22 protein-coding genes are annotated in these 25,227 nt (G+C 62.0%); 7 read left to right on the forward strand and 15 right to left on the reverse strand.

The window, feature by feature from the left end; translation table 11 throughout:
• Nucleotides 1–82: 82 nt before the first annotated feature.
• From trbL to BRA1253DRAFT_RS12465, 8 genes are all read right to left on the reverse strand, one after another.
• Nucleotides 83–1,309, reverse strand: a complete 1,227-nt coding sequence (gene trbL, locus BRA1253DRAFT_RS12435) for a P-type conjugative transfer protein TrbL (RefSeq protein WP_007594490.1) — start codon at nt 1,307–1,309, stop codon at nt 83–85.
• Nucleotides 1,306–1,674, reverse strand: coding sequence for a putative entry exclusion protein TrbK-alt (trbK-alt, locus tag BRA1253DRAFT_RS41380; protein ID WP_007594492.1), 369 nt, complete (start codon nt 1,672–1,674; stop codon nt 1,306–1,308). The genes trbL and trbK-alt overlap by 4 nt, the downstream gene beginning before the upstream one ends.
• Entirely contained in the window at nt 1,674–2,405 is a 732-nt protein-coding gene (trbJ, locus tag BRA1253DRAFT_RS12440) for a P-type conjugative transfer protein TrbJ (RefSeq protein ID WP_007594494.1), read from the reverse strand. Before trbJ ends, trbK-alt begins: the two co-directional genes overlap by 1 nt.
• On the reverse strand, nt 2,402–4,843 hold the full coding sequence (gene trbE / locus BRA1253DRAFT_RS12445) for a conjugal transfer protein TrbE (RefSeq protein WP_007594496.1): 2,442 nt from the start codon (nt 4,841–4,843) through the stop codon (nt 2,402–2,404). Before trbE ends, trbJ begins: the two co-directional genes overlap by 4 nt.
• Nucleotides 4,844–4,853: 10 nt before the next feature.
• Nucleotides 4,854–5,117 carry a VirB3 family type IV secretion system protein gene (locus BRA1253DRAFT_RS12450; protein ID WP_007594498.1) on the reverse strand — a complete coding sequence of 88 codons (264 nt, stop codon included), beginning with the start codon at nt 5,115–5,117 and terminating at the stop codon, nt 4,854–4,856.
• Nucleotides 5,117–5,440, reverse strand: a complete 324-nt coding sequence (locus tag BRA1253DRAFT_RS12455) for a TrbC/VirB2 family protein (RefSeq protein WP_007594499.1) — start codon at nt 5,438–5,440, stop codon at nt 5,117–5,119. The genes BRA1253DRAFT_RS12450 and BRA1253DRAFT_RS12455 overlap by 1 nt, the downstream gene beginning before the upstream one ends.
• Before the next feature lies 1 nt (nt 5,441).
• Nucleotides 5,442–6,356 carry a P-type conjugative transfer ATPase TrbB gene (gene trbB / locus BRA1253DRAFT_RS12460; protein ID WP_198288240.1) on the reverse strand — a complete coding sequence of 305 codons (915 nt, stop codon included), beginning with the start codon at nt 6,354–6,356 and terminating at the stop codon, nt 5,442–5,444.
• A 481-nt stretch (nt 6,357–6,837) separates the two neighbouring features.
• Nucleotides 6,838–7,773, reverse strand: a complete 936-nt coding sequence (locus tag BRA1253DRAFT_RS12465; RefSeq protein ID WP_007594503.1) for a LysR substrate-binding domain-containing protein — start codon at nt 7,771–7,773, stop codon at nt 6,838–6,840.
• A gap of 168 nt (nt 7,774–7,941) precedes the next feature.
• Here BRA1253DRAFT_RS12465 and BRA1253DRAFT_RS12470 point away from each other — a divergent pair, with 168 nt between their 5' ends.
• From BRA1253DRAFT_RS12470 to BRA1253DRAFT_RS12500, 7 genes are all read left to right on the forward strand, one after another.
• Nucleotides 7,942–9,168, forward strand: coding sequence for an MFS transporter (locus BRA1253DRAFT_RS12470; RefSeq protein WP_007594505.1), 1,227 nt, complete (start codon nt 7,942–7,944; stop codon nt 9,166–9,168).
• 95 nt (nt 9,169–9,263) lie between these two features.
• Nucleotides 9,264–10,025, forward strand: a complete 762-nt coding sequence (locus BRA1253DRAFT_RS12475) for an SDR family oxidoreductase (protein ID WP_007594507.1) — start codon at nt 9,264–9,266, stop codon at nt 10,023–10,025.
• Nucleotides 10,026–10,785: 760 nt separating this feature from the next.
• Nucleotides 10,786–13,614, forward strand: coding sequence for a winged helix-turn-helix domain-containing protein (locus BRA1253DRAFT_RS12480; protein ID WP_007594509.1), 2,829 nt, complete (start codon nt 10,786–10,788; stop codon nt 13,612–13,614).
• Nucleotides 13,615–13,757: 143 nt separating this feature from the next.
• Nucleotides 13,758–14,576: a hypothetical protein gene (locus BRA1253DRAFT_RS12485; protein ID WP_051058418.1), complete on the forward strand. Its 819-nt coding sequence runs from the start codon at nt 13,758–13,760 to the stop codon at nt 14,574–14,576.
• Nucleotides 14,577–14,671: 95 nt separating this feature from the next.
• Nucleotides 14,672–14,863 (forward strand): hypothetical protein, encoded by a 192-nt coding sequence (locus tag BRA1253DRAFT_RS46185; protein WP_371261315.1) that lies wholly within the window; start codon nt 14,672–14,674, stop codon nt 14,861–14,863.
• 65 nt (nt 14,864–14,928) lie between these two features.
• The gene (locus tag BRA1253DRAFT_RS12495; RefSeq protein WP_007594515.1) at nt 14,929–16,203 is read left to right on the forward strand and encodes an MFS transporter; all 1,275 of its coding nucleotides are present in this window, start codon (nt 14,929–14,931) and stop codon (nt 16,201–16,203) included.
• A gap of 33 nt (nt 16,204–16,236) precedes the next feature.
• A complete protein-coding gene (locus tag BRA1253DRAFT_RS12500; protein WP_007594517.1) occupies nt 16,237–17,043 on the forward strand; it encodes an SDR family oxidoreductase in 807 nt (268 codons plus the stop codon).
• 183 nt (nt 17,044–17,226) lie between these two features.
• Here the strand turns inward: BRA1253DRAFT_RS12500 and BRA1253DRAFT_RS12505 are convergent, their stop codons facing one another.
• From BRA1253DRAFT_RS12505 to BRA1253DRAFT_RS12540, 7 genes are all read right to left on the reverse strand, one after another.
• Nucleotides 17,227–17,652, reverse strand: a complete 426-nt coding sequence (locus tag BRA1253DRAFT_RS12505) for a CopG family transcriptional regulator (protein ID WP_007594519.1) — start codon at nt 17,650–17,652, stop codon at nt 17,227–17,229.
• 6 nt (nt 17,653–17,658) lie between these two features.
• Nucleotides 17,659–19,644 (reverse strand): conjugal transfer protein TraG, encoded by a 1,986-nt coding sequence (locus BRA1253DRAFT_RS12510; RefSeq protein ID WP_007594521.1) that lies wholly within the window; start codon nt 19,642–19,644, stop codon nt 17,659–17,661.
• 35 nt (nt 19,645–19,679) lie between these two features.
• Nucleotides 19,680–21,443, reverse strand: coding sequence for a DUF3363 domain-containing protein (locus BRA1253DRAFT_RS12515; RefSeq protein ID WP_007594524.1), 1,764 nt, complete (start codon nt 21,441–21,443; stop codon nt 19,680–19,682).
• Nucleotides 21,444–21,999: 556 nt separating this feature from the next.
• On the reverse strand, nt 22,000–23,088 hold the full coding sequence (locus tag BRA1253DRAFT_RS12525) for an IS110 family transposase (protein WP_007594526.1): 1,089 nt from the start codon (nt 23,086–23,088) through the stop codon (nt 22,000–22,002).
• Between the two features lie 328 nt (nt 23,089–23,416).
• Nucleotides 23,417–24,097 (reverse strand): lytic transglycosylase domain-containing protein, encoded by a 681-nt coding sequence (locus BRA1253DRAFT_RS12530; RefSeq protein WP_051058526.1) that lies wholly within the window; start codon nt 24,095–24,097, stop codon nt 23,417–23,419.
• A gap of 152 nt (nt 24,098–24,249) precedes the next feature.
• On the reverse strand, nt 24,250–24,762 hold the full coding sequence (locus BRA1253DRAFT_RS12535) for a S26 family signal peptidase (protein WP_007594530.1): 513 nt from the start codon (nt 24,760–24,762) through the stop codon (nt 24,250–24,252).
• The gene (locus tag BRA1253DRAFT_RS12540) at nt 24,759–25,223 is read right to left on the reverse strand and encodes a DUF2840 domain-containing protein (RefSeq protein ID WP_007594532.1); all 465 of its coding nucleotides are present in this window, start codon (nt 25,221–25,223) and stop codon (nt 24,759–24,761) included. Before BRA1253DRAFT_RS12540 ends, BRA1253DRAFT_RS12535 begins: the two co-directional genes overlap by 4 nt.
• Nucleotides 25,224–25,227: the final 4 nt, after the last annotated feature.

The raw sequence follows: 25,227 nt of genomic DNA on the forward strand, positions 1-25,227 counted from the left end.
GATCAAGTGATCGTTTCGAGTTGTTCGGTGTCTGCGTTTCAGTCTGTCGCGCAGCGGCTGGCGAAGGCGCAGTGGCTAAGTGTCAGCGCTCTCCCTCAGACAAATCGACGGAAGAGCCGCCGCCACCGTGATCGCCCGAGCGGACCGCGTGGCCCACTGCCGACGCACCGTGCCGAATAGTCTCGGCACGCTTCATGCGGCGCGCCCAATCAGGCTGCCCTTCAGCCGAGGTGCTCGCGGCCTGCTCGCCCGCTTGCCTACCCCCGAAGGCGGCCGCCGCACGACGCAGGGGACTTATGGCAGCTGAAGTGCCAGCCTCCGCGACGCCAGCAAGGCCGCCACTTCGATAGGCGGCGGATGCGCCGCTCAAGACGGCACCGCCACCACGCGCGGCGCCTGCCATCGCACCACCAGCGAGACCAGCGCCGCCGGCGGCAAGGCCGGCACCTGCCGCAACGACGCCGCCGGCAGCAAGGCCGGTCCCGATCGCGGCGCCGGCGCCGAGCTGCGGTCCGCCTGATACGAGGCCGTTTGCGATTCCCGGACCGAAGATACCCAGCCCGAGCAAGGAGAGCGCCGCGAGCACCAGGGTCATCGCATCTTCAATCGTTGGCTGCGCGCCGCCAAAACCGGCCGTGAACTGTGAGAACAGGGTTGAGCCAATGCCGACGATGACGGCCAGGACCAAGACCTTGATCCCGGACGATATGACGTTGCCCAGGACCCGCTCTGCCGCGAAGGCGGTCTTGCCAAACAAGCCAAAGGGAATGAGGACGAAGCCGGCCAGCGTCGTGAGCTTGAACTCGATCAGGGTGACGAAAAGCTGGATCGCCAGAATGAAGAAGGCGAGCAGCACCACGACCCAGGCGAACAGGAGAACGACGATCTGAACGAAATTCTCGAAGAAACTGATGTAGCCCATCAGGCTCGAGATTGAGTCGAGAAGCGGCCGGCCGGCATCCAGGCCGACTTGAGCGATCTTTCCCGGTCGTAAGAAATCTGCCACGGAGAGGCTTGCGCCGGACGCTTTCAGCCCAAGACCGGCAAAGCTCTCGAAGACGACGCGCGCCAGGCTATTCCAGTTGCCGATGAGGTAAGCAAAGACTCCGACAAAGAGCGTCTTCTTGACGAGGCGCGCGATGATGTCCTCGTCGGGCCCCCAACTCCAGAATAACGCGGCGAGAGTGATGTCGATCGTCGCAAGGGTCGTTGCGAGATATCCGACATCGCTACCCAGCAGCCCGAAGCCGTTGTCGATATGGCGCGTGAACGTTTCCAGGAACTGGTCGATGATTCCGGCGCCGGTCATGGCTTGCTCGCGTCAGGTGTCGCCAGGGGCGGATATCCTTGCGGCATCCGACTCTGATCCTTTGGGGCGGGCGCCAAGCCTGCGACGGAATCATCGTGGCCAGGAACCGCTGGACTGTCTTTCCTGCCAAAGAAGCGACGCCGGTTTTCGTCCCAAACCCGCTTGCAACGTTGATACCCTGCCGTGTCCTCCGAAGTGACGCTGCGGCAGCGTGCGAGGTCTGAGCTCGTTGCACTCGTCGTCTGCTCTGCCTTGGGCGCAGGAGACTCCTCTGCACCACGGAGCTGTATCGTGCATGCAGCGACCGCGAATACGCCGATTGTCGTAAGCAGCGACAACGCCTTGAACGCTCTTACATCGGTCATCAGTGGAACATCCGCACGTCTTGGGACTGATAGCCCTGTCCGGGGGTCAGGAACCGCCTGAGCTGTTCTCGCCCCTGATCCTGGGCCGAGGCGCGCTGAGCTGCTTCAAGGCTCTGCGCCCTGCCCTGCGCCGCCACCGCAGCCGTAAGATCGGCGAGTTGTTGCGCCTGGAGGGCCAGGATCTGATTGCCGGCCTGTGTTGCCTGCAGGGCACCACTGGCACCCTGGCTCGACGTTACGAGCGCCAATGTCTGAATGCGATTGGTGTCGAGGTTGCCAACAACGCCGGCCTGGACCCGGAGCGCGTCCTGCAACGCGGCGACTGAGTTTTGCCAGCGCGATTGAGCGTTGTTGATCAGCAGCTGGCTGGACTGGCTGCCGCTCGCCGGCGCATAGCTGGTCGAAAACGCGTGGTCGATCTGCTGGACGTCGTAGGCAATGCGCTGGGCCTGCGCCAGCAGTTGCTGAGTCCGCTGGATCGAAGATTGCAGTTGCTGGAGCGAGGAGTACGGCAGGCTTGCCAGATTCCTGGCTTGATTGATCAGCATCTGCGCTTCGTTCTGCAACGAAGTGATCTGATTGCTGATCTGCTGCAGTTCGCGCGCGGCGGTCAGCACGTTCTGGACGTAATTGTTGGGATCGAAAACGATCCACTGCGCTCGGGCCGGCCCCGTGACGCAAAGCGTCAGGGCGATCGTGCCCGCGGCGGCGAATAGACCAAGGCGCCTCATTGTGATTTCTCCAGATTGGAGAGACTGGGGATCAGGTCCATGGCCCAGGCGACCCCGCGGTGCTGAAGCCAGGCCGGCACGAAGCCGTCATGCCCGTGCTCCGCGAGAAGCCGCTCGATTGCTGCTTGGTCGGTTTTGGAGGACGCCGCAGTAAAGGTGAGCGCAACTTCGCCGAGGCCGAGCTCGAACATCCGGTTGCCGCGGCGGGACTGGCAATAGTAGTCCCGCTTCGGTGTAGCCCGGCTCAGTAGCTCGATCTGGCGGTCGTTGAGGCCAAAGCGGCGGTAGATGGCCGTGATCTGCGGTTCGATCGCCCGCTCGTTCGGCAGCAACAGGCGTGTTGGGCAGCTTTCGATGATCGCCGGCGCGATTGCCGAGCCGTCGATGTCCGAAAGCGATTGGGTGGCGAAGATGACGGACGCATTCTTCTTGCGAAGCGTCTTCAGCCATTCCCGGAGCTGGCCGGCAAAATCGTCGTCGTCGAGGGCGAGCCAACCCTCATCGACAATGAGAAGCGTCGGACGGCCGTCGAGACGATCGCCGATGCGATGAAAGAGGTAGGCCAGCACGGCGGGGGCCGCGGTCGTTCCGATCAAGCCTTCGGTCTCGAACGCCTGAACGGAGGACTCGCCCAGGCGCTCGAATTCGGCATCAAGCAGGCGTCCGGACGAGCCACCGAGGCAATAAGGTTGCAGGGCGCGTTTCAGGGAGTTCGATTGCAGAAGGACTGACAGTCCCGTCAGGGTGCGTTCCTGGATCGGCGCGGAAGCGAGAGACGTCAGCGCCGACCACAGATGATCCTTGACGTCCGGCGTGATCTCGATCTTTTCCCGTGCCAGGATCGCGCCGATCCACTCCGTGGCCCATCCGCGCTCGGAAGGATCGTCGATCCAGGCCAGCGGTTGCAACGCAACGAGTTCATCACCTCCGTCGGACAATGCGCCGCCGAGGTCATGCCAATCGCCGCCCATGGCAAGCGCGGTTGCCCGGATCGACCCGCCAAAATCGAACGCAAAGACCTGAGAGCTCGGGTAACGGCGGAACTGCAGCGCCATCAGCGCCAGCAGTACAGATTTGCCAGCTCCCGTCGGTCCCACCACCAGAGTATGGCCGACATCGCCAACGTGGAGCGAGAATCGGAACGGTGTCGAGCCCTCGGTCTTGCCGAACAGGAGGGGTGGACCCTTGAAGTGCAGGTCGCTCGCCTCGCCGGCCCATACGGCCGACATCGGGATCATATGGGCGAGGTTGAGGGTCGAAACCGGAGGCTGCCGCACATTGGCGTAGACGTGCCCGGGCAGACTGCCGAGCCAGGCTTCTACGGCGTTTACCGTCTCGATCATGCAGGTGAAATCGCGGCCCTGAATGACCTTCTCGACCAGCCGGAGCTTTTGATCGGCAGCATTGGGATCGCCGTCCCATACGGTGATGGTCGCCGTGACAAAGGCCTGTCCGATCTGATCAGAACCCAATTCCTGCAGCGCCGCGTCGGCGTCTATTGCCTTGTTGTGGGCGTCAGTATCGAGCAGCGTCGACGCCTCGTTGGTCATGACCTCCTTGAGAATGGCGCCGATGGACTTTCGCTTGGCGAACCACTGCCGGCGAATTTTGGTCAGCAGCTTGGTGGCATCGGTCTTGTCGAGCATGATCGCCCGGGTCGACCAGCGATACGAGAATGGGAGGCGATTAAGTTCGTCCAGAATTCCCGGCGTCGTCGCGCCGGGAAAGCCGACAATCGTAAGAACTCGTACATTGGCTGACCCCAGCATCGGCTCAAGCCCGCCGGTCAGCGGCTGGTCGGCCAACAGCGCATCGACGTACATCGGAATTTCGGGCACTCGAACGCGGTGCCGTTTGGTCGAGATCGTCGAGTGCAGGTAGGTCAGCGTGTCCTGATCATCGAGCCAGGCACACTCGGGCATAAACCCTTCAACGAGTTGAAGCACGCGGTTGGTTTGGTCGACAAACCCGCGGAGAACCTCGCGCGCGTCGGCTCCGACGGTGCGATCGCGGCCCTCATAGAGCAGTCGCTCTGCCCTGGCGGCCCCCTCCTCCGGCGGCAGATAGAGGAAAGTCAGAAAATAGCTGGACTCATAATGGGCACCGGCCTCTTCGAACTGAGCCCTGCGCTCGGCGTCGACCAGTGCGGATGCGACATCAGGAAAGGTGTTCGGCGGGTAAGCACCCGCAAAATGGCGCTGCGCCTCAACGAATAAGGCCCAGCCGGACCCGAGACGGCGCAAGGCGTTGTTCAGACGACCGGCGACGGCGACAAGCTCAGCCGGCACTGCGCTGTCGAGGTCAGGTCCCCGGAACTTGGCTGTCCGCTGGAACGAACCGTCCTTGTTCAGGATGATGCCCTCGTCGACGAGAGCTGTCCAAGGCAGGAAATCGGCGAGACGGGCGTTGGAATGGCGGTATTCGGCGAGGTTCATCATGATCGAGAGCTCAGGCGTTGAGATGGCCGGGAATGCGCAGGTGTCGGCGCACGACATCGACGAAAGCGGGATCGCGCTTGGCGGCCCAGACGGCGGCCATGTGGCCGATGAACCAGAGGACGAGACCGGCGATCCAGAGCCGCAGTCCAAGTCCAAGGGCTGCCGCAAGCGTGCCGTTAATAATCGCGACCGATCGCGGCGCGCCGCCCATTAGGATCGGCTCAGTGAGCGCGCGGTGAACGGGCACGACAAAGCCTGCTACCGGTTCATCCATCAGATCACCATGCCGCCGCCAAACGAGAAGAACGACAGAAAAAAGCTCGAGGCCGCGAACGCGATCGACAGACCGAACACGATCTGGATCAGCCTGCGGAAACCACCTGACGAGTCCCCGAAGGCTAGCGTGAGCCCGGTCACGACGATGATGATGACGGCGATGATCTTGGCGACCGGCCCCTCCACCGACTGCAGAATCTGATTGAGTGGCTGCTCCCACGGCATGTTCGAGCCCGCCGCCCATGCCGGCGCCATCGTCAGAAGAACCGCACCGGAAGCAATGAGTGATGCGACTTGAAGAAAATGAGAGTTCGAACGCATGTCAGTCTCCTGCTGGTGAAAGGCTGTAGTCGCCGGCGGCACCAAGCCCTGTGACGAGGGCGAGTTCGGCGAGACGACGGTCAGCGCCGCGCCCCGCAAGCACAGCAACGAGGTTGATGGTCTCGGCGATCAGGGCGCGCGGCACTGTGATGACGGCTTCCTGGATGAGCTGCTCGAGCCGCCGCAGCGCACCGAGCGCGGTACCCGCATGAATGGTGCCGATACCGCCGGGATGGCCTGTGCCCCAAGCCTTGAGTAGATCGAGCGCCTCGGCTCCTCGGACTTCGCCAATCGGGATGCGATCAGGTCGTAGGCGCAGCGAGGACCGAACGAGGTCCGATAGCGTGGCAACGCCGTCTTTGGTCCGGAGCGCTACAAGATTGGGCGCTTTGCACTGAAGTTCGCGCGTATCTTCGATCAGCACGACCCGATCAGAGGTCTTAGCCACTTCGGCCAGGAGCGCATTGGTCAATGTTGTCTTGCCGGTCGATGTCCCACCCGCGACGAGAATATTCTTGTGAGCAGCGACCGCGTCCCTCAGGGTCCTGGCCTGCTCCGACGTCATGACTTCCTGCGCGACGTAGTCGTCGAGCGTAAACACGGCGACGGCGGGCTTGCGGATAGCAAAGGCCGGTGCTGCAACGACCGGAGGCAAGAGACCTTCGAAGCGCTCGCCGGTTCCAGGCAGTTCGGCTGAGACACGTGGCGCACCGGCGTGCACTTCGGCGCCTACGTGATGCGCTACCAGGCGAACAATGCGCTCGCCATCCGCGGCCGACAGAGTTTCGCCTGTATCGATCAGGCCATTCGACAACCGGTCGATCCACAGCCGCCCATCCGGGTTGAGCATCACCTCGATGATCGCTTCGTCGTCGAGGTAGCCGGCAATCGCAGAGCCAAGCGCGCTGCGCAGCATTCGCGCACCGCGCGAACTCGCCTCCGATTGAATGGAATGGATTGCCACCGTTCGCCCCCACCGAATGAGGACGAAAGAGCGTCCTCAGATGGTGTGATTAGAAAAGGTGCCAATGGACTTAGCGCAACAAGCGCTTTCCGTGATCGTAGGCTGGCGTAGGAAAAGAAAGTCTGAGCACTACGCGCAAAGCCCCCAGGTTGATCCGAAGCCCACTCGGACCAACTCCATTGAGAGCGGCAGGCAAGACCGCACGTTCAAGATCCCGGAGAATCGAAACGGACGCATTACCGTTTCCGGGCGAACGCGATGTCATCCAGCTCTTGAATGGGCCGGCTCGATGTATGGTCCCGGCAGGATCAGAACGTTGCGCGCAAACCGCAGGAACTCGACGCGATAACTTCGTGAACGAGAAGACACCACGGATCGGTTGTCTATGAAATAGGCAGAGGTGCCAGCCGCCTCGCCACCCTGTTCGCCCGTGTCATGTGGCCGTTGGTTCGCCAGCGGATTGCCGACCCTCTTCTTCCAGCCAATCGCAAAACACCGCTGTTTGTGAACCGCTTTCGCTCTCTGCGGGCAGGTACGCGAAGTAGCTCCTCGCTGGAAGGCTGACGTCTGGAAACGGAATGATTAAGCGGCCCGCCGCGACATCATCGCCGATCAGAGCGGTCGGTCCCATTGCTACGCCCAAGCCATCGATCGCCGCCTGAATGGTCAGAAAGAAGTGATCGAATGTTAGCGTCGCCGTCGGGATAAGGCGGGGATGTCCGGCTTTCACCAACCAATCTTGCCAAAGCCGCGGCATCGACGTGACGTTCAGCAATGTGTGCTGCGCGAGGTCGGAAATGTCCCCCAGAGGAAGCCTCGCGACCACTGCCGGGCTGCAGACCGGGACCCGGCGCTCCGAAAGAAACAGCCGCGACCTGAAGCCATGAAAAGAATCTGGACCGCCGCGGATGACCACGTCGAAGGTGTCGGCAAGCGCGTCGATCGGGTCGTTCGACGTGGTGAGGCGGACTTCGATATCCGGTCGCTCGTTACGGAAACGGCTCAGGCGTGGCAGCAGCCAGCGCATGCTGAACGTCGCCAGCGCATTGACTCGAAGCACGGCCGCCGGCACTGCGCCGTGGGTCGCGCGATGCTTCTTGACGGCGAACGAAATGCGGTCGAGCGCCGGGCTGATCTCTTCGAATAGCGCCGTGCCTGCCGGCGTGAGGGTGATCCGCCGCGTTGATCGCCAGAACAGCGCCGGCGCCCCCAACCGGTCCTCAAGCAGGCGCACTTGCTGACTGATCGCGCCATGCGTCACGCCCAATTCGCTGGCCGCCTCCTTGAAACTGCCGAGGCGGGCTGCCGCTTCGAAAGCGCGGACCGCGTTGAGAGGTGGCAAGGTCCTGCGCTGTGCGGAATTGCCCATTTGATAGAAATCCTAACTCGTTGGTCGATCATTACTGATTTGTGCAGGCTACTTCAATCGCCCATGATGTATTTGTTGCGGTATCAGCGCATCAGTCATGCGGTGCAGGACACCAGTACATAGAATTTCTATCACTTGAGGAACTCTCATCGCCCCGGAGGAATCGACATGAATGACGCAGCCGTTCCAGCGGCGAGCCGTCCGGGCGAACCTGCATCATGCTCGTCGGCGCCAGAAAAATCCCGCGGCCTGCTAGCCGCCTGCCTCACCCACGCGGTTCATGACGGCTACACCGACGGTCTCTATGCCTTCCTGCCGGTCTGGCAGGCGCAGTTCGGCCTGTCCTATGCGGCACTTGCTGTCGTGCGCGCGCTGTATTTCGGGACGATGGGGGGTATGCAGATTCCAGCCAATCGGGTTCTTTGCGGCCTTTCGGCGCGCGAAGCGCTGATCCTATCCACTGTCGCTGCGGCAGCGGGCTTGCTGATCATGGCACTGCCGTTCGGTTTTACCGGCCTATGCGTCGGGCTCGTCGTCGCTGGAATCGGATCGAGCATCCAGCACCCCCGCGGCTCCATGCTTGTCATCGACAGCTATGAGTCGGAGTCGCGAGGCCCGCTTGGCATCTACAACTTTTCCGGCGATCTCGGAAAAGCCGTTTTGCCGGCCCTGATCGCAGTGCTGCTGCCGGTCGTCGCCTGGCAATGGGTGCTGGGCCTAATGGCCGCACTGGGAATTGTGCTGGTGATCGCGCTGGCGTCACTGGCGCCGACCGCCTCCAGCACTAGAAGCGCCGCAGAAGAAGTGACACCCAGCGGTGGCCGCCACGGTTTCGGCATCCTCACGACGATCGGCGCGCTCGATACGTCGACCCGCATGGGATATTTGCTCTTTCTGCCCTTCCTCATCCATGGGCAGGTCGGGGGCCTGCCCACCGTTGGAATCGCGCTCGCCCTGCTGTTCATCGGCGGTGCATTCGGTAAGGTGACCTGTGGCTGGCTGGGCGAGCGACTGGGTGTTGTCGCGACCGTGATTGTGACCGAAGCCGCAACAGCCTTGCTGATCTTGGCGACGCTGTTCACGTCACTGACGTCAACGCTCATCCTGCTGCCACTGCTCGGCATCGTGCTGAACGGCACCTCTTCAGTGCTCTATGGCTCCGTGCCGGAGCTTTCCGATGGCGATACTGGGCGGGCATTCGCGATTTTCTATACCAGCGTCATCGGTGCTGGAGGTCTCGCACCGATCCTGTACGGCGTCATTGCCGATCACAGCAGTCGGACGATCGGCGTGTTGGCCTCAGCTGCGACCGCTGCCCTGATCGTCCCACTCGTGCTGCTGCTGCGGAGCCATCTGCGCAACTCAACCATGGGATCGCGCAAGGCTTCCGTTTGAACGCGGCGCCGTATGGGCGGCGAAACGCAAAGCCCGCACGGTCCTAACCCTGCGGTCGCAGGCTTGATCATCTGTCACTGAAAGAGGTACGCTAAATGGATATCATCTCGCAGGCGCCGCTCATTCTCATAACCGGTGGAAGCCGTGGGATCGGCGCGGCGACTGCGCGGCTTGCTGCCGCACAAGGCTACGATGTCGCAATCAGCTTTGTTTCCAATCAAGCTGCTGCTCATGCCATAGCCGCTGATGTGCGACGTGCGGGACGCCGGTCGTTGGCTGTACGCGCGGATAGTGCGGATCCAGATCAGGTGGCACAGCTCTTTGCGGCAATCGACCGGGAGTTCGGCCGGATCGATGTGCTCGTAAACAACGCAGCGGTCCTCGCGCAGCAGTCCCGGCTGGAGGATCTTGCGTTCGAGCGTATGCAGCGGATATTCGCCGTCAACGCGATCGGGCCCATTCTCTGCGCCCAGCAGGCCGTGAAGCGGATGTCCTATCGTCATAACGGGCGGGGCGGATCCGTGGTCAACATCTCTTCGGCGTCGGCGCGTCTAGGTAGTCCCGGCGAGTATGTCGACTACGCCGCGTCAAAGGGCGCTCTTGAGACATTCACGACGGGTTTCGCAAAGGAGGTCGCGCGGGAGGGTATCCGCGTCAATTGCATTCGCCCCGGGCACATATACACCGAGATGCACGCAAGCGGCGGGGAGCCGGGCCGAGTAGATCGTGTCAAGGACTCGATACCGATGGGGCGGGGTGGCCACGCGGAAGAGGTGGCACGCGCAATACTGTGGTTAGCTGGCGCCGACGCCTCGTTCGTTACCGGCACATCCCTAGATGTCACTGGCGGCAAGTGATCAACAACACTGGGCCCCACTCGTCGGTCAACAACTCGTACGCGATCAACTCTGCCTCAGCATCGCGTCTGGAATCGGCGCCGGCCAGAACGTTTCAAATGTTGACCATCCGTCCGTTCGCGATGATGGGCCAGCGCCACGGCCCGCTCGGTGAGCCGCCGATCCTCGTAATACCGGACCTTCTCCGCCCGGATCGGCGGCGTGCCCGCCACTATGAGGACGGCAATGGCAGAGCCAAGCGCGCTGCGCATCATTCGCACCGCGCGAACATGCTTCCTGGATGTATTGCCACCGTTCGCTCCCACTTAGATCTGCTGTGAGCGCCGCCGCGGCGCCAAGCCCGATCCGTTGCACGCGCGATCAAGAGGACAGGAGCCGGTCCGTACCGCTAAGAGTGCGGCGCCCGCCGCCGCAAGCAAGAGAACACTCTGGACGCGACGCCAAGTGGTCCAACAACAGCCAATGAGGATCAGAGCCGACGCGACTACCAGGAAATAGACTGACGTCAACAATCCGCGGTCGGTGGTCCCAAGACTGATATTCTAGCTGAGATGACTGGCTATCAAAGCGTTGATCGTTCGAAACAGATACGAGAGATATCCAGCAGCAAAACGGGAGAAACCACACTTGACTTGGGGTCCACTTTCCACTTTCGTCATGAATTGACTTTGCCTTCCCCGCTCGTCAAAGATCGTTCCGTGGCTGCAGCCCATGTTCTAAGTTCATTTACGGGCGGCGGCACAACTTGCTGGACCCAGGGATGACAGGCCGGAACGCATCTGAACGGGGAAGCGCGGCGCAATTTGCCCCAGGCAGATCGATCAAGTTCGGCCGGTACGAACTCTTTGCAGATCTCAAACTATTGCTCCGCAACGGAAACAAGATCGACCTTGGCGGGCGAGCGTTCGACGTTTTGCTGGTTCTGGCCGAGGCCGGTGGCGATGTCGTCAGCAAGGAGCTCCTTATCCAAGGAGTATGGGCTGGAGCTGCGATCGAAGATAACAGCTTGCAAGCCCAGATATCCGCAATTCGGCGGGCGCTCGGCCCCGATCGCGACCTCCTCTCTACCGACTTCGGTCGGGGTTATCGCCTAGCGGGTTTGAGCCAAACTGCTGAGCAGCACCGTGGGGCCGACCGAACGCTCCCCACAACACGGCTTCCGTTCGCGCTCACCCAGTTGTTGGGACGTGAAAAAGAGTGCTCTGAAATCGGGCGGCTGATCGCACGACATCGATGCGTCACACTCACGGGTCCGGGTGGGATCGGGAAGACACGTTTGGCTCTGGAGGTTGGCCGGTCCATCGCTCAGACGTTCCCAGACGGGGTTCACCTGGTCGAGATGGCTCGCGTCACAGAGGACAACTTGGTTTGGCCGACGATTGCCGGATGCCTGCAAGTCCCTAACACCGACCAACCAGCGCAGGTCCTGAATGAGATCAAGGACAAGCATCTTCTCTTGGTCGTCGACAATTGCGAGCATCTAACGGACTCCATCGCCGTTGCGGTGGAAGTCTTGTTGCGGGCTGTCAGGAAACTGCACATTTTGGTCACCGCTCAGGAGCCGCTGGGCGCCGAAGGCGAACATGTTTACCGGCTCTTGCCGCTGTCGATTCCACCGCTGGACACCGAATCCAGGGAAGAGGCGCTCTCGTATGCCGCTGTGCAGCTCTTTGTCGACCGTGCTTCGGCAGGATCGCAGTCTTTTGCGCTGACGCAAGACAATTTTCGGGATGTCTGCGCCATCTGCCGGCGCCTTGACGGACTGCCGCTGAGCCTCGAGCTGGCCTCGGCACGCGTCTCGGCTCTCGGCCTTCAGGGCATGATCGCAGGCCTCGACGACCGGTTCAAGCTCCTGACGGCCGGGCGTCGAACGGCCTTGCCGCGTCATCGGACCCTGCGGGCCACGGTCGACTGGAGCCACAGCCTTTTGAATGCCGAGGAACGCGGCTTTTTTCACCGGCTTGCCGTCTTCGCATCGTATTTCGACACCGCCGCGGCTCGTCACGTCGCCGGGCCCGATTTGATGGAGCCGTGGCAGATCTCCGATCTGCTCGCCGATCTGGTCACAAAATCGCTTCTGCTCTGCGAAGTTGACACTTCTGGTCCGCGATATCGATTGCTTGAGACGATTCGATTTTACGCACTTGAGAAGCTCGCTGAGAGCAGCGACGTTGCCGAGGTCGCTCAGCTGCACGCTGATTTCGTTGCAGTGATGGTTCAGACGGGAGCTCGGGAGTGGGTCACCACACCGACCGAGGTTTGGCGACAGAAGCACCAAAGTGAAATCGACGATGTGCGAGCCGCGCTCGACTGGGCCTTTTCTCCCGAAGGCGACAAGCGGATCGGGCTCAAGATTCTCGCGAATTCCGCCCCGTATTGGATTCAGCTCTCGATGCACGACGAATGCCAGCGTTGGTTGACCCTGGCACTGGCAACGTCGTCGAGCATTCCACCGGAAGAAGAACTCGCATTGCGGGTCGCCCTCGGCACCTCGCTCAGTTGGGCCAAAGGACCCGTCAACCAGACCGGCTCCGTTTGGGCGTCCGCCTGCGAACTGGCCGTTCGATTGAATCATGTCGAAGCACAGCTTCAATCGCGTTACGGGCTGTGGCTGTTCTTTTTGCGCAGCGGTGAATACAAACAATCCTTGGCACACGCGGCCGAAATGATGACGCTGGCACAGGCGGTCGGCGACGCCGAAGCTTTAGCCGCCTCGCAACGTATCTTGGGAGTATCCCGGCATTTTCTCGGTGACCACAGCGAAGCCCGATCGCTGATCGAAACGTCGCTCGCCTGGTATGACCAGGGACTTTGTAGCCAACCGTTTCGGTTCGGGCTCGACCAAAGGGTGTCAGGGCTTGCCTTCTTGTCTCGCGTTCTTTGGGTCCAGGGCGACTTTGCCAAGGCCTTTGAAGCCGCTTCAGCATCGATTGCGGGAGCTCGCGCGTTGGATCATGCATGCACGATGTGCTGCGCGCTTGCGGAGGGATGGTGCACCGTGAATGCGCTTGCAAGCGATCGGGACGCCGTGGAGAGCGGCTCGCTCATGCTAATCAAGACCGGTACAAAATACGGGCTCGGGTTCTGGACCGCCTATGGTGAGATTTTTCGGACCTGGGCCGAAGCCATAAGCGCGGAGCAGCCTGACGACGCACTGCCACGATTGATCTCCCTTCACAGGGATATCGACCTCGATCCCGGCTATTCGAGCCTTGTCGGGGACCTTCTCGTCCGGGCTTCCAATGCCGCGTCGCTCGCGCAAATGGACACTGGATTTCTTCAAGGTCGCGAAGGAGAAATCAACTGGGCAACCCCGGAATTTGCCCGGATTCGGGTCCGCCTGCCGATCTCTTGTGATGGATCGGCAGCGGAGCATTCGCTAAATCGCGCACTGTCGTTGGCGAAGGGCAGCGGCGCCCACGCTTGGGAACTCAAGATTGCGATCGACCTGGCACGCCTGCTGATCAGTGAGGCGCGCGCCGATCAGGCCCGGGAGATCCTCGGTTCCGCGTTGTCCGCGCTGCCTGCTGCCACTGGGGCACTCGGCGAGGAGGCTCGGAGCCTGATGGCCGGGTGCGGCCCCCATTAACTTTTCGCAGGCCACGCGTGTCCAACGCACCTTTTCAGACTTCTGAAATTCACCGTCATTGCGCCTGAACGTCCTGACCGACCATTCTGCACCGAACCACATCGGGAGGTGCTTGGATGGCAGAATTAGTCGCGGTTTACGCAGTGCCGCATACGCCGAGCTTTGTTGCGGAGGTTCTGCAGAACGGCGACCGGTCCGAAACGGCGCAATTCTTCGCAGAAATCCGCCAGCACCTAGCAAGTGTTCGGGCAAACCTGATCGTCACCGTCAACAACGATCATTTCAACACGTTCTTTCTCGACAATCTGCCGACGTTCGCCATTGGCTTGGCCGACCGAACCGCGGGGCCAAACGACCAGACGCCAGGTATGCCCTGGTACGAGGTCGAGGTGGATGCGGAAGCGGCCGCGGGCTTGCAGCGCAACTTCGTCAATGACGGGTTCGATTTTTCTTCGACCCAGGAATTTCAAGTCGATCACGGCGCGCTCGTTCCGCTCCACTTCATGACGCCAAAGATGGACCTCCCGATCGTCCCGATCTTCATCAATTGCGTCGTGCCTCCCCTGCCCCCGGCGGCACGCTGCTACGACCTCGGTCGCGGCCTCGCAAAAGGGATTCGCGCTCTGAGCGGTCGACACAAGGCATCGCGCGTCGCGATCGTGAGCAGCGGATCGCTTAGCCTCGAAATCGGCGGACCGCGCGCGTTCGAAGGCAAGACATTCGGTGTCCCCGACCCCGACTGGGCAACATGGATTCTGGACTGCGTCCGGTCAAAGGACCATCAGGCCTTGATCGAAGCCGCGACGGAAGCCCGGATGCTCGAGGCCGGCAACGTTGCCGGCGAGTTCCTGAATTGGATGATCGCGTTGGGAGCCGTAGGCAGGTCGGCGCCAGACATCCTTATCAACCAGCCCCAATTGGGCAATGCCTTCGCGGCATGGGCGGTGGGAGCACAGTCGTGAAGGGGTATCTGATCAACAAGTTCTGCCGACGAGTGCTCCACGACAAGGACTTTCGGGAGCTTGTCCTCAGATATCCATCGACGGCGATCTCTTCAATGCCATTCACCCGGTCCGAGCGCGACGCACTGCTCAACGGCGACGTCGCAGCGCTTTATCACGAGGGGGCATCGGCATTCCTGTTGCTGATCTTGTGCCGCTTCGAAGTCCTCGGCCTGACGCTTCCGGTCTTCAACGGACGCATGCGAGCGATTTCGCAGGATCAATCCAAGTCGTTCCACGAACAATAGAGCGGATCAAACGCCGCCAGCAATGAAGCATCCGTTCGCTATCGGCGAACCCGGGAGGAAAGATAATGACAAGCACGAGCGGAACGATCGGCCCTATCCAGAGGCGGGCGCTCCTCAGCAGTTTCATTGGCTGGATGTTCGACGGTTTCGAGACGAGTACGCTGATCCTCGTCGGCGGCGCGGCCGTCCTCTCCCTGTTGCCTGAACACGGAGCCGACCAGGTTCGTGTCGCGGTCGGCACCGCTCTCAGCAGCACGCTGATGGGCTGGGCGGTCGGCGGCACGATCGGAAGCGTCATGGCAGACTACATCGGGCGCAAGAAGATGCTGATGATCGCGATCGCCGGCTATTGCGCCTTCACGGCGTTCACTGCCTTGAGCAGTTCAGTGACGATGCTCGTCGTTCTCAGGTTCCTGACAGGAATGTTTCTGGGCACGGAATGGAGCACCGGCACGGCGCTGGTCGCTGAAACCTGGCCTGCCTCCGCCCGGGCAAAAGCTCTGGGGATCATGCAGTCCGGCTACGGATTCGGATTCTTCCTTGCCGCCGGGCTCTGGCTTGTGCTGCAGCCCATCGGAGGACCCGATGCATGGCGATGGATGTTCGTGATCGGCATCCTGCCCGCCCTTTTTCTGATCTACATCAGGCGAAGCGTGCCTGAATCCAAGCTATGGCTCGAGGCGGTTGGCGACACTGCAGACCAATCAAAAGGAAGCCGCCGCTGGACCGTGATCGAGATGTTCGATGAACCGAGGTCGGTCCTGCGCACGCTTGCGGTGCTGTTGATGGCCTCGATCACCGTCGCCGTCTTCTACGGCATCTCGGCGCTCACCGGCCCCTACATCGGCAGCCTGGCCGCCAAGCAAGGCCTCTCCGCCCCCGCGATGGCAAGCGTCAGCGCGCTCGTCTATAATGCCGGTTCCATTGTCGGCTACATCTCCGCCGGCTTTCTGGCCGACGCGATTGGCCGAAAGCCATACATGTACATCTCCTTCAGTGGCGCGATCCTCTCGGGATTGCTGATGTACTTCGTACCGCAGACGCTCATCGCTTCGCTTGCCTGCGTGTTTGTCCTCGGCACGTTCACGCTAGGTGTATTCTCATGGCTGCCAATCTATCTCCCTGAGCTCTTCCACACGCGGGTGCGGTCGACTGCGTCGGGCTTGATCTTCAATCTCGCAAGGCTCGTCGCATTTCCGCTGCCCTGGCTGACCGCGTTTCTGTTCACCGAGTTCGGCGGCTACCAACCCACCGTGCTCATGCTGTCCCTGCTCTACGTCGTTTCAATCGTCATGCTGAGTCTGCTTCCCGAAACGAAGGGCAAGCTGCTGCCGATCTGACTTTATCATCACCATGCTTCATCGGAGAATAAAATGGACCTCGGAATTAACGGCAAGGCCGCCATCGTCACCGGAGCGAGCACCGGGATAGGGTTTGCTGTCGCAAAGGAACTCATTTCGGACGGCGTATCGGTTGTGATCGCAGCGCGTGATCGGACGCGACTGGAGCAGGCCGAGGAAACTCTGCTCCGCGCGCCTGGCGCCAAGGTCGCGGCCGTCGAGGTCGACGTCGCCGCGCCGGACGCGGCACGGACACTCGTCAACAAAGCCCTCACGACGTTCGGTTCGATCGACATCCTTATCAACAATGCCGGCCGAGCTCATGCCGGCGGACTGATGAACTCAAGTGAGGATGATTGGACCGATATGACCGCGGTCAAGCTTACCTCCATGCGACGGCTTTGCAAGGAGGCCATCCCACACATGCAGCAGAAACGATGGGGCCGCATCGTGAACATGTCCTCCATCGGAGGAATCTATCCCAATCCGAAGCTCTTCGTGTCGCACGTCCTCAGCGCAGCCATCAACAATCTGACCAAATCGCTTGCGCTCGAGGTGGCGAAAGACGGAATTCTGGTCAACGCGATCGGAATAGGAGCTGTCGCGACCGACAATTGGGCCAACAACATGCTCCCCGCGGTTCGAAAGAACCGTCTTGAGATGAGCTCGCTCAGTGACGACGAAGTGCTCGCTCGGATCTCGGCAGAACTCACCCCCGTCGGCAGAGCTGGCGCGCCCGAGGAAATCGCGGCCATTGCAGCCTTCTTGGGTTCAGCGCGGAACGGCTTCGTGACAGGCGACACGATCGAGGCTTCGGGCGGCGCGGACCGGTTCATGTGAGCGGGTTCGCGCCCCGAACGGCGGCGGCTTGGCAGTGAACTGCTTGCGTCAGAGAGCTGTTGCCCCTCAGGCACTTGTAGGACAGACAGAGCGCTGGGTACGTGAAGGCTGAGCGATATCTCGGCCTTGACGGCGCCTGCGCTCTCCGCAGTTGCCGCTGATCGCATGTTATGAGCTCACGCCCTAGCTTTCCTCGGGTACGTTTTGATGACGAATATCATCTGGAATCTCGCGCAGGAAGCTCTGGCCTTTCTGCAAGCGGCGACCGAGTGCTTCGACGAATCCTTCAAAGCGCTCCCGGCCCTTGAGTTGCGCCGCCGCCTGCGCATCGTTGGGCAACGGTGGCGTGATCGTCAGCCAGAAACGAATGAAGAGGGCCAAAGTCTCGGCCGTCAAACCGACGTCGCGCTCCAGCCTCTGCATCTGACGCGAGAGCCGATCCAGGCGACGGGTGAACGCGGCCTCCCGCCTGTCTGCTCCATCCGGTGACAGAAACGAAGCAACAGCAGCTTCCACGATCGCAGACCGGGAGAGCTTCTGACGATCGGCCAGATCCGAGATCTGCTTCAGAAGCTCAGGCGAGAAATACACATTCATGCGGTCGCGCATATTGCCTCAGAGTTCCATGCCGTCATTCGGGTCCATAGCGGCTTGACGGGCGACGCCGCGCATTTGCCGACGGAGAAGCCGGGATTGACGGACGGCACCCTCGTCATCATCAAGAACGACGGCAAATTCCTCGGCTGGCGACGGCTCGGTCGTCTCCTTGACGATCGCGACGTGATCGGGGAGTTCGGGTTCGCGACGTAGACCGCTGTTCGCCGTGTCTTCTTCTCCTTGCCCCTCGACGGTTGGAAGCGACGCCGGCTTGGGCGTGCCCAATGTAGACCATCCGTCCGTTCGCGATGACCGGCCGGATGCCGCTGGATCTGGCGGCGGCAAAACCCGCTCCGTAAACCGTCGATCTTCATAATAGCGAGCCTTCCGAGCTCGAATCGGTGGCGTACCCGCCACCATGACGATCTCGTCCGCCGGCGGAAGTTGCATGACTTCACCTGGAGTCAAGAGCGCACGCGCCGTCTCCTGCCGCGAGACCATCAGATGTCCGAGCCACGGGTTTAGCCTGTGTCCGGCATAGTTTTTCATTGCCCTCATCTCGGTCGCCGTACCAAGCGCATCGGAGACCCTCCTGGCGGTCCGCTCGTCATTGGTCGCAAAGCTGACCCGGACGTGGCAGTTGTCGAGGATGGCGTTGTTGGGCCCATAAGCCTTCTCGATCTGATTGAGCGACTGCGCGATCAGGAAACTCTTGATGCCGTAGCCCGCCATGAAGGCGAGCGCGGACTCGAAGAAATCAAGCCGGCCCAGCGCCGGGAACTCATCGAGCATCATCAGCACTCGATGCCGGCGATCGCGGGCGTGCAGATCCTCGGTCAGACGGCGGCCGATCTGGTTCAGCACCAAGCGGATCAGGGGCTTGGTTCGCGAGATATCGGAAGGCGGCACTACCAGGTAAAGCGTCGTCGGGCGGCTATCTGCGATCAGATCCGCGATGCGCCAGTCGCAGCGGCAAGTTACCCTGGCCACCACAGGATCGCGGTAAAGACCGAGGAACGACATCGCCGTGGACAGCACGCCCGAACGCTCATTCTCGGACTTGTTGAGGAGTTCGCGCGCGGTCGACGCGACTACCGGATGAGCGCCCGGCTCGCCAAGGTGCGGCGTGGTCATCATCGCCTTCAACGTCGCCTCGATCGGCCGCTTCGGGTCGGAGAGGAAAGCAGCGACTCCGGCCAGGGTCTTGTCCGCCTCGGCATAGAGGACGTGGAGTATGGCACCGACCAGGAGGGAATGGCTGGTCTTCTCCCAATGGTTCCGCTTGTCGAGGGAGCCTTCGGGATCGACCAGGACATCAGCGACGTTCTGGACGTCGCGAACCTCCCATTCCCCGCGCCGGACCTCAAGCAATGGATTGTAGGCGGATGATTTCGGATTGGTCGGGTCGAACAACAGGACGCGGCCGTGCAGCGAGCGGAAGCCAGCGGTCAGTTGCCAGTTCTCACCCTTGATGTCGTGAACGATGGCTGAGCCGTGCCAGGCCAACAATGAGGGAACGACGAGGCCAACACCTTTGCCCGAGCGGGTGGGTGCAAAACACAGCACGTGCTCCGGTCCGTCATGGCGTAGGTAGTCATCGTCGAGTTTGCCGAGCACGACGCCATCTAGACCGAGAAGTCCAGCCGCACTCACCTCCTCCAGGCCAGCCCAACGCGCCGAGCCATAGGTCTCGACATTCTTAGCCTCGCGCGCCCGCCACACCGACATGCCGATCGCCGCAGCGATCGAAACGAACGTGCCTGATGCCGCGATGAAGGCTCCCTCGACAAAGACCTGAGGCGCATAGGCATCGTAGACGAACCACCACCAGAAGAAGACCGGCGGGTAATAGATTTTGAAGCCCAACAGCTCGAACCAGGGCTTCCCGAGTTCTGGTTGCCAGGCGAGCCGCCAGGCCGTCCACTCGGTCGCTCCCCAGATGGCGAGCATGACGATCAGGCCGACAACGATCACCTGTCCCCAGAGGATTTTGGTTCCGGACATCCCGAACGCCCTTTCCGCAACTGATTGGGGGATAGCTAGAGGCCGAGGTCGCGCTTGCGACCAAAGCCCCATTCGATGCCACCGCCGTCCTTGACGACGCCGGTGACGTGTTGGCCGAGTTTCTTTTCGAGTTCGCGCGACCAGGGCACGAGCTGGAAGCCGAGCCCATTATCGATCATGGCGAAGCGCCCGGAGGTGAGCGTTAGCCGCTGGCGATACGTGCCGGCCACATGCTCCCCAGCGGCGGCGTTCACGTGAGGCAGGCCTGTGCCGGACGAGACCTTTGCGGCCACCTCGTCTAGCTCGCGCCGGCGCAACGTGTTCAGGAGGTCGCGCGGCAGGATGATGCGTTGGCCCTGCCGCCGTGCCAGACCCTGCTGAACCAGATGCTCGGCACGGGCTTCGATGCCGTCGCGGGTCTCCCGGCCGAACCCGCCCATCGCAAGCGGCAAGGGATCGCGTTCCACCAGCCGATGGTCGAGCCAGGTCGCTCCTCTTGCGGTGATCTGCCCACTGAGATCGAGATCGGAGCGGGTCGCGAGCACAAAGGTGGGACGCGGGTCGCCGGCTTGACCGAAGCGCCGGACTTCAACGATACCGCCGATCGGCGGTGCGTGGTCGAAGGCCTCGATTCCTCGGAAGCGGACGTGGTGCGCGCGTCCGTCTGTTCCATCGATCAGGGCGTAGGCCTCGCCCGTCAATTCGTCATGCAATCCACGGTCGACCAGACGTCCGATGATCTGAGACGTCGGCTGTCCACCTTCGATGACGAAGTCGGCCATGCCGCGCGCTTCCCCCCGCTCGGTGAAGGCGTGGTGCATGGTCTTGATGATATCGCCGCGCATGCCGAGGTCGCGCAAGCTGCGCTCGGCTTCGAGCCCGACCATCCATTCCCCTGGTGCGGCGGATACGGCAAGGTCCATCTTCCCCAGGTGCTGTAGGCGTCCGACCATCAGGCGCCGGATCTCGGGATCGGACTTGCCGAGATTCTCGGGGCGAAGATCGATATAGCCGGTTTCATCCGCTGCAAGCCGAATCTCCTGATCGAGCCGCGTCCATCGCTCTGCCGTGACTTCCCTCTCCAGCGAATTGCGGACCTCGTGCTCCGGCCTTGGCCCCAATTCGATGGCGACCAGTTCCTCGGCGCGGGAGCGCAGGCCCTGGCTGATGTAGTCGCGTGAGATCACGAGATCCGCTCCCTCCGCATCGACTCCGCGAACGAGAAGATGGACGTGAGGGTTGTCGGTGTTCCAGTGATCGACGGCCACCCAGTCGAGCCGCGTGCCGAGATCGGTCTCCATCTGCCTGGCCAGATCGCGGGTGAAGGCCTTGAGATCCGTCATGTCGCCGGCGTCCTCTGGAGAGACGATGAACCTAAAATGATGCCGGTCCTCCTTGCACCGCCCTGCAAAAGCCGCGCTGTCAGCGCGGTCGCTGCCGGCATCGAACATCTCGGCTCGCTCACCACTCCGGGTCACGCCGTCGCGCTTCAGATACGAGAGATGCGCTGTCAATGGTGCTGAGCGGAAGGCCCGTCCCTGGTGCCGGACAACCCGGGCCTTCACCACAACGCGCCGCGCTGGGCTGAACAACCGGCTGCGACTAAAAGCGAGCCGGCCCCGGCCAAATGTTGAGCGCCCGTGCGCAGCAGAACGCCTGCCAGCCGTCGCCTGGCCCGAGGTGTGTCCGGCCTTCTTCGCTGCGCGCAGCACCTGGTTGATGAAGCTCCTCTGCTTCGGCGCGCGAGTGCTGCGGATGCGCCCAGGCCGAATGCGTAGGTCGCTGTCGCGCACGCTCACGGCAGGGCCTCCGAACAATTAATAGCGCGCAGGGTGCCGTAAACGCCCTTGATTGCGTTCGTTGAAATGCAGGGCGCGGCACGCGCTCCGACCGACCGGCACGGGAGAACCCAAGCCATGCCAATGGCTTGCGGTTCGACCAGCGAGCCTCTTTTATCTCGCCGTCTTAATCGGTCGTGTCGTCTCTCTCTTCTCAGCCATTCTCGCTTCCTTTCTCGCTTGCGACAAGCCTCTCTGATCCACGCCATGACACGATGCGCCGCGATGCGCACGAGTCCTGATGCGCCGTGCAGTCTTCCGCGCTCATCGACGACACAAACTCGCTGCAGCAAGGCAGCGCGGACGCCGTCGCGGCGCATCTTTCCATCGGCATGACGGAGCCACATCACAGGCAATCCGGCGCGATCGGTCGGCATCCGAAGATGCATCGTCGCAGGCAAGATAACGTGCGTTCCGTCGTCGTTGTGCTGCACCAGTCCTCATCCGCCGGCGGCGGAGCTCCATGTTCAAATCGCGGCGATCACCGCGTCGTTGCCAGGTTGAAGGATCACGCGCCTCATACGTAAGCCCCCAGCAATCTGCGCTGCTTGGCCGTTGTTTCGGCGCGCATCTCCGCCCTCGAGGCGTCCGGATCGCCACAGTAGAACGTGCCGCTGGTCCACATCGCGTGCATGATCACGGCGAGCTTGCGCGCCACCGCCACCGTCGCCTTGCGGTGCGAGGAGCGCTTGGCCAGCGCCAGTCCCCACGCCTTGACCTTGTCTTTTTTCTTGTAGCGGGTCAGCAACGCGCTGGCCGCCTCATACAGCGCCCGCCGCACATCACCGTCGCCCGCCTTGCTGATCCGGCCCCTGACGTCGATCGACGAGCCGGACTGCCAGCGCCGCGAGGTCAGGCCAAAATACGCCGCCACGTCGCGCGAGCGTCTGAACCGCGAGGGGTCATCGACCGCGGTCATAAAACTCAGCGCCGCGATCGGTCCGACACCGGGAATCTGCATGAAGCGCCGGCACAGCTCATGCCCGGCGACCAGGCGCACCACCAGATCGTGCAGCCGGCAGTACTCCTTCCACAGCGCCGCCCGCGCATTCAGCATGGCGTCGATCAGCTCGCTGACCAGCGCATCGTGTGCGACCGCATCGCGCACGGCTTGCGCAAAACCGCCGCGCCCGACCCGGTTCAGCCGGATGCCAAACACCTTTAACGAGTGCCGGATCGCGTTCTCCAGGTCCAAAAACTTGCGCTTCAAATTGCGCCGGTGCGTCAACAACAGCCGCAGACGGTAGCAGGCCTCGCTCTTGATATGGGCGCGCCGGAACCAGCCGGTGCGCATGATGTGGGCAATGCCAAGCGCATCGGCGCGGTCGGTCTTGTTGCGCTGCGCCTTCAGCGCCGCGCGCACATGCAAAGTCTCGAGGCAGACCGCCGGAAGGCCCAGCCTGAGCAGCTCCGGATGCAGCCAGGGCGACAGCGACCCTGCCTCGTGGCCGAGCCGCCTCAAGCGGCCGAGATACGGCGCGAGCGCCGTCCTGATCGCCTCCGGATCGGTCACCACCGTCACTTCCAGCACCACCTTGCCCGTGGCGTCCACCACACAGATTGCTGTCTCGTCCATGCCGACATCCAGGCCACAGAAGAATTCCATCACACGCCTCCCGCGTTGCTGAAGATGCGCATTGTGCCCGTCATTCATCCCGCAAGCCACTTGATCGCCTGCCGCAGGTCCCGGCGCAGACCGATTACGGGCGGCCGTCCTGCCGTCGTGGTCTCCCGGTCGCCGATTCCCGAAACAGCCGCCGCGACTTGGCAGCCAACTCGCGAAGCCCCCACTGCTTCCGAGCGCTTGCGATAGCGATCGTTACCCGAAGGGCCGAGACACCCGAAGGGGGGCTCGGTGAGGAGCGAAGCGACGAGTAGAGCGCGGGCCGAAGGCATCGCCCATACGCCATCAGCTTGCGAACCCGCACACCTGGTCATTGCGATGACCCCGAATCCAATCGAGGGACGAACATGCCAATTGGCCGGGGGACCATGAGCGAAACATCGGGCGCCGAAATTGCGCTCGTGACACCGCTCGATGGCATGAGCGCCAGCAACCGATCGCGCGTTTTCACGAGATCGGATCGCGTGACGAATAGCGTCGCAGCTGCTGATGACCGCCCGCTGGAGGTCCACCTCGGCGGCGGTTCGATGGCAAGCAGATTTGCAAGCTTTGCGACGTATGCTCGCGTCTCGTCTGGCAGAGAGCCGCCTGCGAGATGCTCTTCATAGCGAGACGGTCCCGCATTGTACGCGGCAAACACGCCAGGCGAGCCATACCGATCGAGCAGTTCGCGCAGATACGCCGTGCCGGCCAGAATGTTGTCGTGCGGGTCGTAGGGGTCATTCCCGAGATTGTAACGCTGGCGAAGTTCCGCCCACGTCGCCGGCATGATTTGCATCAGGCCCATTGCGCCTTTTGGCGATCTGGCGTGCACGTCACCAGCACTCTCGATGCGTTGGACTGATCGGATCCAGTTCGGCGCAATCGCAAAGCGTTGTGAGGCTTCGTTGATGAAACCGGCAAATGAGTGAGCGGTCTGACTGCTCACCGGCTGGGCGGCTGATCCACTCTGGGCCAAAGCAGCACTGCCACACGCGGTCAGAAGAAGCATCAGGGGCACGACAGCACAAACGCGCGTGCCCAACCGACCCAAGCACGCGCTCGGGGTCGCCCCAGCCCTGCAGACATCGATCGAGACGGAGGAATGATCCCGCAATCGATCGAGCAATACAATGGCGAGGAGAACAGGTCGAATACCCACGATCACTCCTCCCAGGTCCACACCGGCATGGCACGGCCGATCACGCTAGATGCCGGAAGAAATCCAAAATACCGGCCGTCAAGAGAGTCGTCCGACTGCCAGTTCATCAGAAACAGATCGCCGTTGCCGACGACGCGGCAGCCCTGCCATTTCGGCAGCGGCCGGCCGCGTTCGTCGTGATCCTTCGCCTCGCCTACCGCGACGTCGTCGACCGAAATCGTAAGGCCGTTTCTGCAAACACTCTGCCCCGGGAGGGCGAGCACGCGCTTCAGCATGGGGACGCCAATGGGCAAATAGCCGTTAAGGTCGAGGAAGGTCGCGAGCGGCTCCGGCGGCTGCACGGCGACCAATTCAGTGACTTGGAATTGGTCAGCCGGTCGGAGGCGGTAGAGACCGATCGGCACGCTCGCGGATGCGTTCCAGATGTAAAGCGGAAGCGGCTCCAGGACGATCGTCGCAACGAGCGCAGCAGCGGCCCCAATCGTCACGGCCAGCATCATGAGGCGGCCCGTCATCGCATGACCCTCTGCCGGTGAAGCCAGGCCTGATGGCGCGCCTTCGTATACGGGCGCGGGTTTTCATTGACGGACAGACGGTTATGAACGTGATGCCAATGATCAGGCGCGACATCAGCGGGATCGATGCCGAGCGCCTCAACGGCATCGATCATCTGCAGCACGCGCTCGACCTTCGGCCAACCTGACAGGCGCAGCAGAATCTCACCGCCAGGTGTCACATACGGTACGGTCGAACAGCGCTGTCCCGGTGCGACCGCGCGCAAGATGTCGATCCGAGAAATGATCGTGCCAAAGTCGTTGGAGGTCCAACGGACGAAAGCAAAGATGCTGCCCGGTGCAAATGACAGGACACGCCGGTGACGATCGAGCTTTCTTTCCTCTACGACGCGACCGAACCGAATGCGGTTTTCGATCCGCTTCTCGAGCCACAACACTTCCACTTCCGTGAGATCAGTCATGCGG

The sequence above is a fragment of the Bradyrhizobium sp. WSM1253 genome (assembly GCF_000244935.1).
Taxonomy (GTDB): domain Bacteria; phylum Pseudomonadota; class Alphaproteobacteria; order Rhizobiales; family Xanthobacteraceae; genus Bradyrhizobium; species Bradyrhizobium canariense.

Excerpts from the sequence above, each read along its gene's own strand:
- trbL (WP_007594490.1), bottom strand. The coding sequence starts at position 1,309 with ATGACCGGCGCCGGAATCATCGACCAGTTCCTGGAAACGTTCACGCGC.
- trbK-alt (WP_007594492.1), bottom strand. The coding sequence starts at position 1,674 with ATGACCGATGTAAGAGCGTTCAAGGCGTTGTCGCTGCTTACGACAATC.
- trbJ (WP_007594494.1), bottom strand. The coding sequence starts at position 2,405 with ATGAGGCGCCTTGGTCTATTCGCCGCCGCGGGCACGATCGCCCTGACG.
- trbE (WP_007594496.1), bottom strand. The coding sequence starts at position 4,843 with ATGATGAACCTCGCCGAATACCGCCATTCCAACGCCCGTCTCGCCGAT.
- BRA1253DRAFT_RS12450 (WP_007594498.1), bottom strand. The coding sequence starts at position 5,117 with ATGGATGAACCGGTAGCAGGCTTTGTCGTGCCCGTTCACCGCGCGCTC.
- BRA1253DRAFT_RS12455 (WP_007594499.1), bottom strand. The coding sequence starts at position 5,440 with ATGCGTTCGAACTCTCATTTTCTTCAAGTCGCATCACTCATTGCTTCC.
- trbB (WP_198288240.1), bottom strand. The coding sequence starts at position 6,356 with ATGCTGCGCAGCGCGCTTGGCTCTGCGATTGCCGGCTACCTCGACGAC.
- BRA1253DRAFT_RS12465 (WP_007594503.1), bottom strand. The coding sequence starts at position 7,773 with ATGGGCAATTCCGCACAGCGCAGGACCTTGCCACCTCTCAACGCGGTC.
- BRA1253DRAFT_RS12470 (WP_007594505.1), top strand. The coding sequence starts at position 7,942 with ATGAATGACGCAGCCGTTCCAGCGGCGAGCCGTCCGGGCGAACCTGCA.
- BRA1253DRAFT_RS12475 (WP_007594507.1), top strand. The coding sequence starts at position 9,264 with ATGGATATCATCTCGCAGGCGCCGCTCATTCTCATAACCGGTGGAAGC.
- BRA1253DRAFT_RS12480 (WP_007594509.1), top strand. The coding sequence starts at position 10,786 with ATGACAGGCCGGAACGCATCTGAACGGGGAAGCGCGGCGCAATTTGCC.
- BRA1253DRAFT_RS46185 (WP_371261315.1), top strand. The coding sequence starts at position 14,672 with ATGCCATTCACCCGGTCCGAGCGCGACGCACTGCTCAACGGCGACGTC.
- BRA1253DRAFT_RS12495 (WP_007594515.1), top strand. The coding sequence starts at position 14,929 with ATGACAAGCACGAGCGGAACGATCGGCCCTATCCAGAGGCGGGCGCTC.
- BRA1253DRAFT_RS12500 (WP_007594517.1), top strand. The coding sequence starts at position 16,237 with ATGGACCTCGGAATTAACGGCAAGGCCGCCATCGTCACCGGAGCGAGC.
- BRA1253DRAFT_RS12505 (WP_007594519.1), bottom strand. The coding sequence starts at position 17,652 with ATGCGCGACCGCATGAATGTGTATTTCTCGCCTGAGCTTCTGAAGCAG.
- BRA1253DRAFT_RS12510 (WP_007594521.1), bottom strand. The coding sequence starts at position 19,644 with ATGTCCGGAACCAAAATCCTCTGGGGACAGGTGATCGTTGTCGGCCTG.
- BRA1253DRAFT_RS12525 (WP_007594526.1), bottom strand. The coding sequence starts at position 23,088 with ATGGAATTCTTCTGTGGCCTGGATGTCGGCATGGACGAGACAGCAATC.
- BRA1253DRAFT_RS12530 (WP_051058526.1), bottom strand. The coding sequence starts at position 24,097 with ATGCTTCTTCTGACCGCGTGTGGCAGTGCTGCTTTGGCCCAGAGTGGA.
- BRA1253DRAFT_RS12535 (WP_007594530.1), bottom strand. The coding sequence starts at position 24,762 with ATGACGGGCCGCCTCATGATGCTGGCCGTGACGATTGGGGCCGCTGCT.
- BRA1253DRAFT_RS12540 (WP_007594532.1), bottom strand. The coding sequence starts at position 25,223 with ATGACTGATCTCACGGAAGTGGAAGTGTTGTGGCTCGAGAAGCGGATC.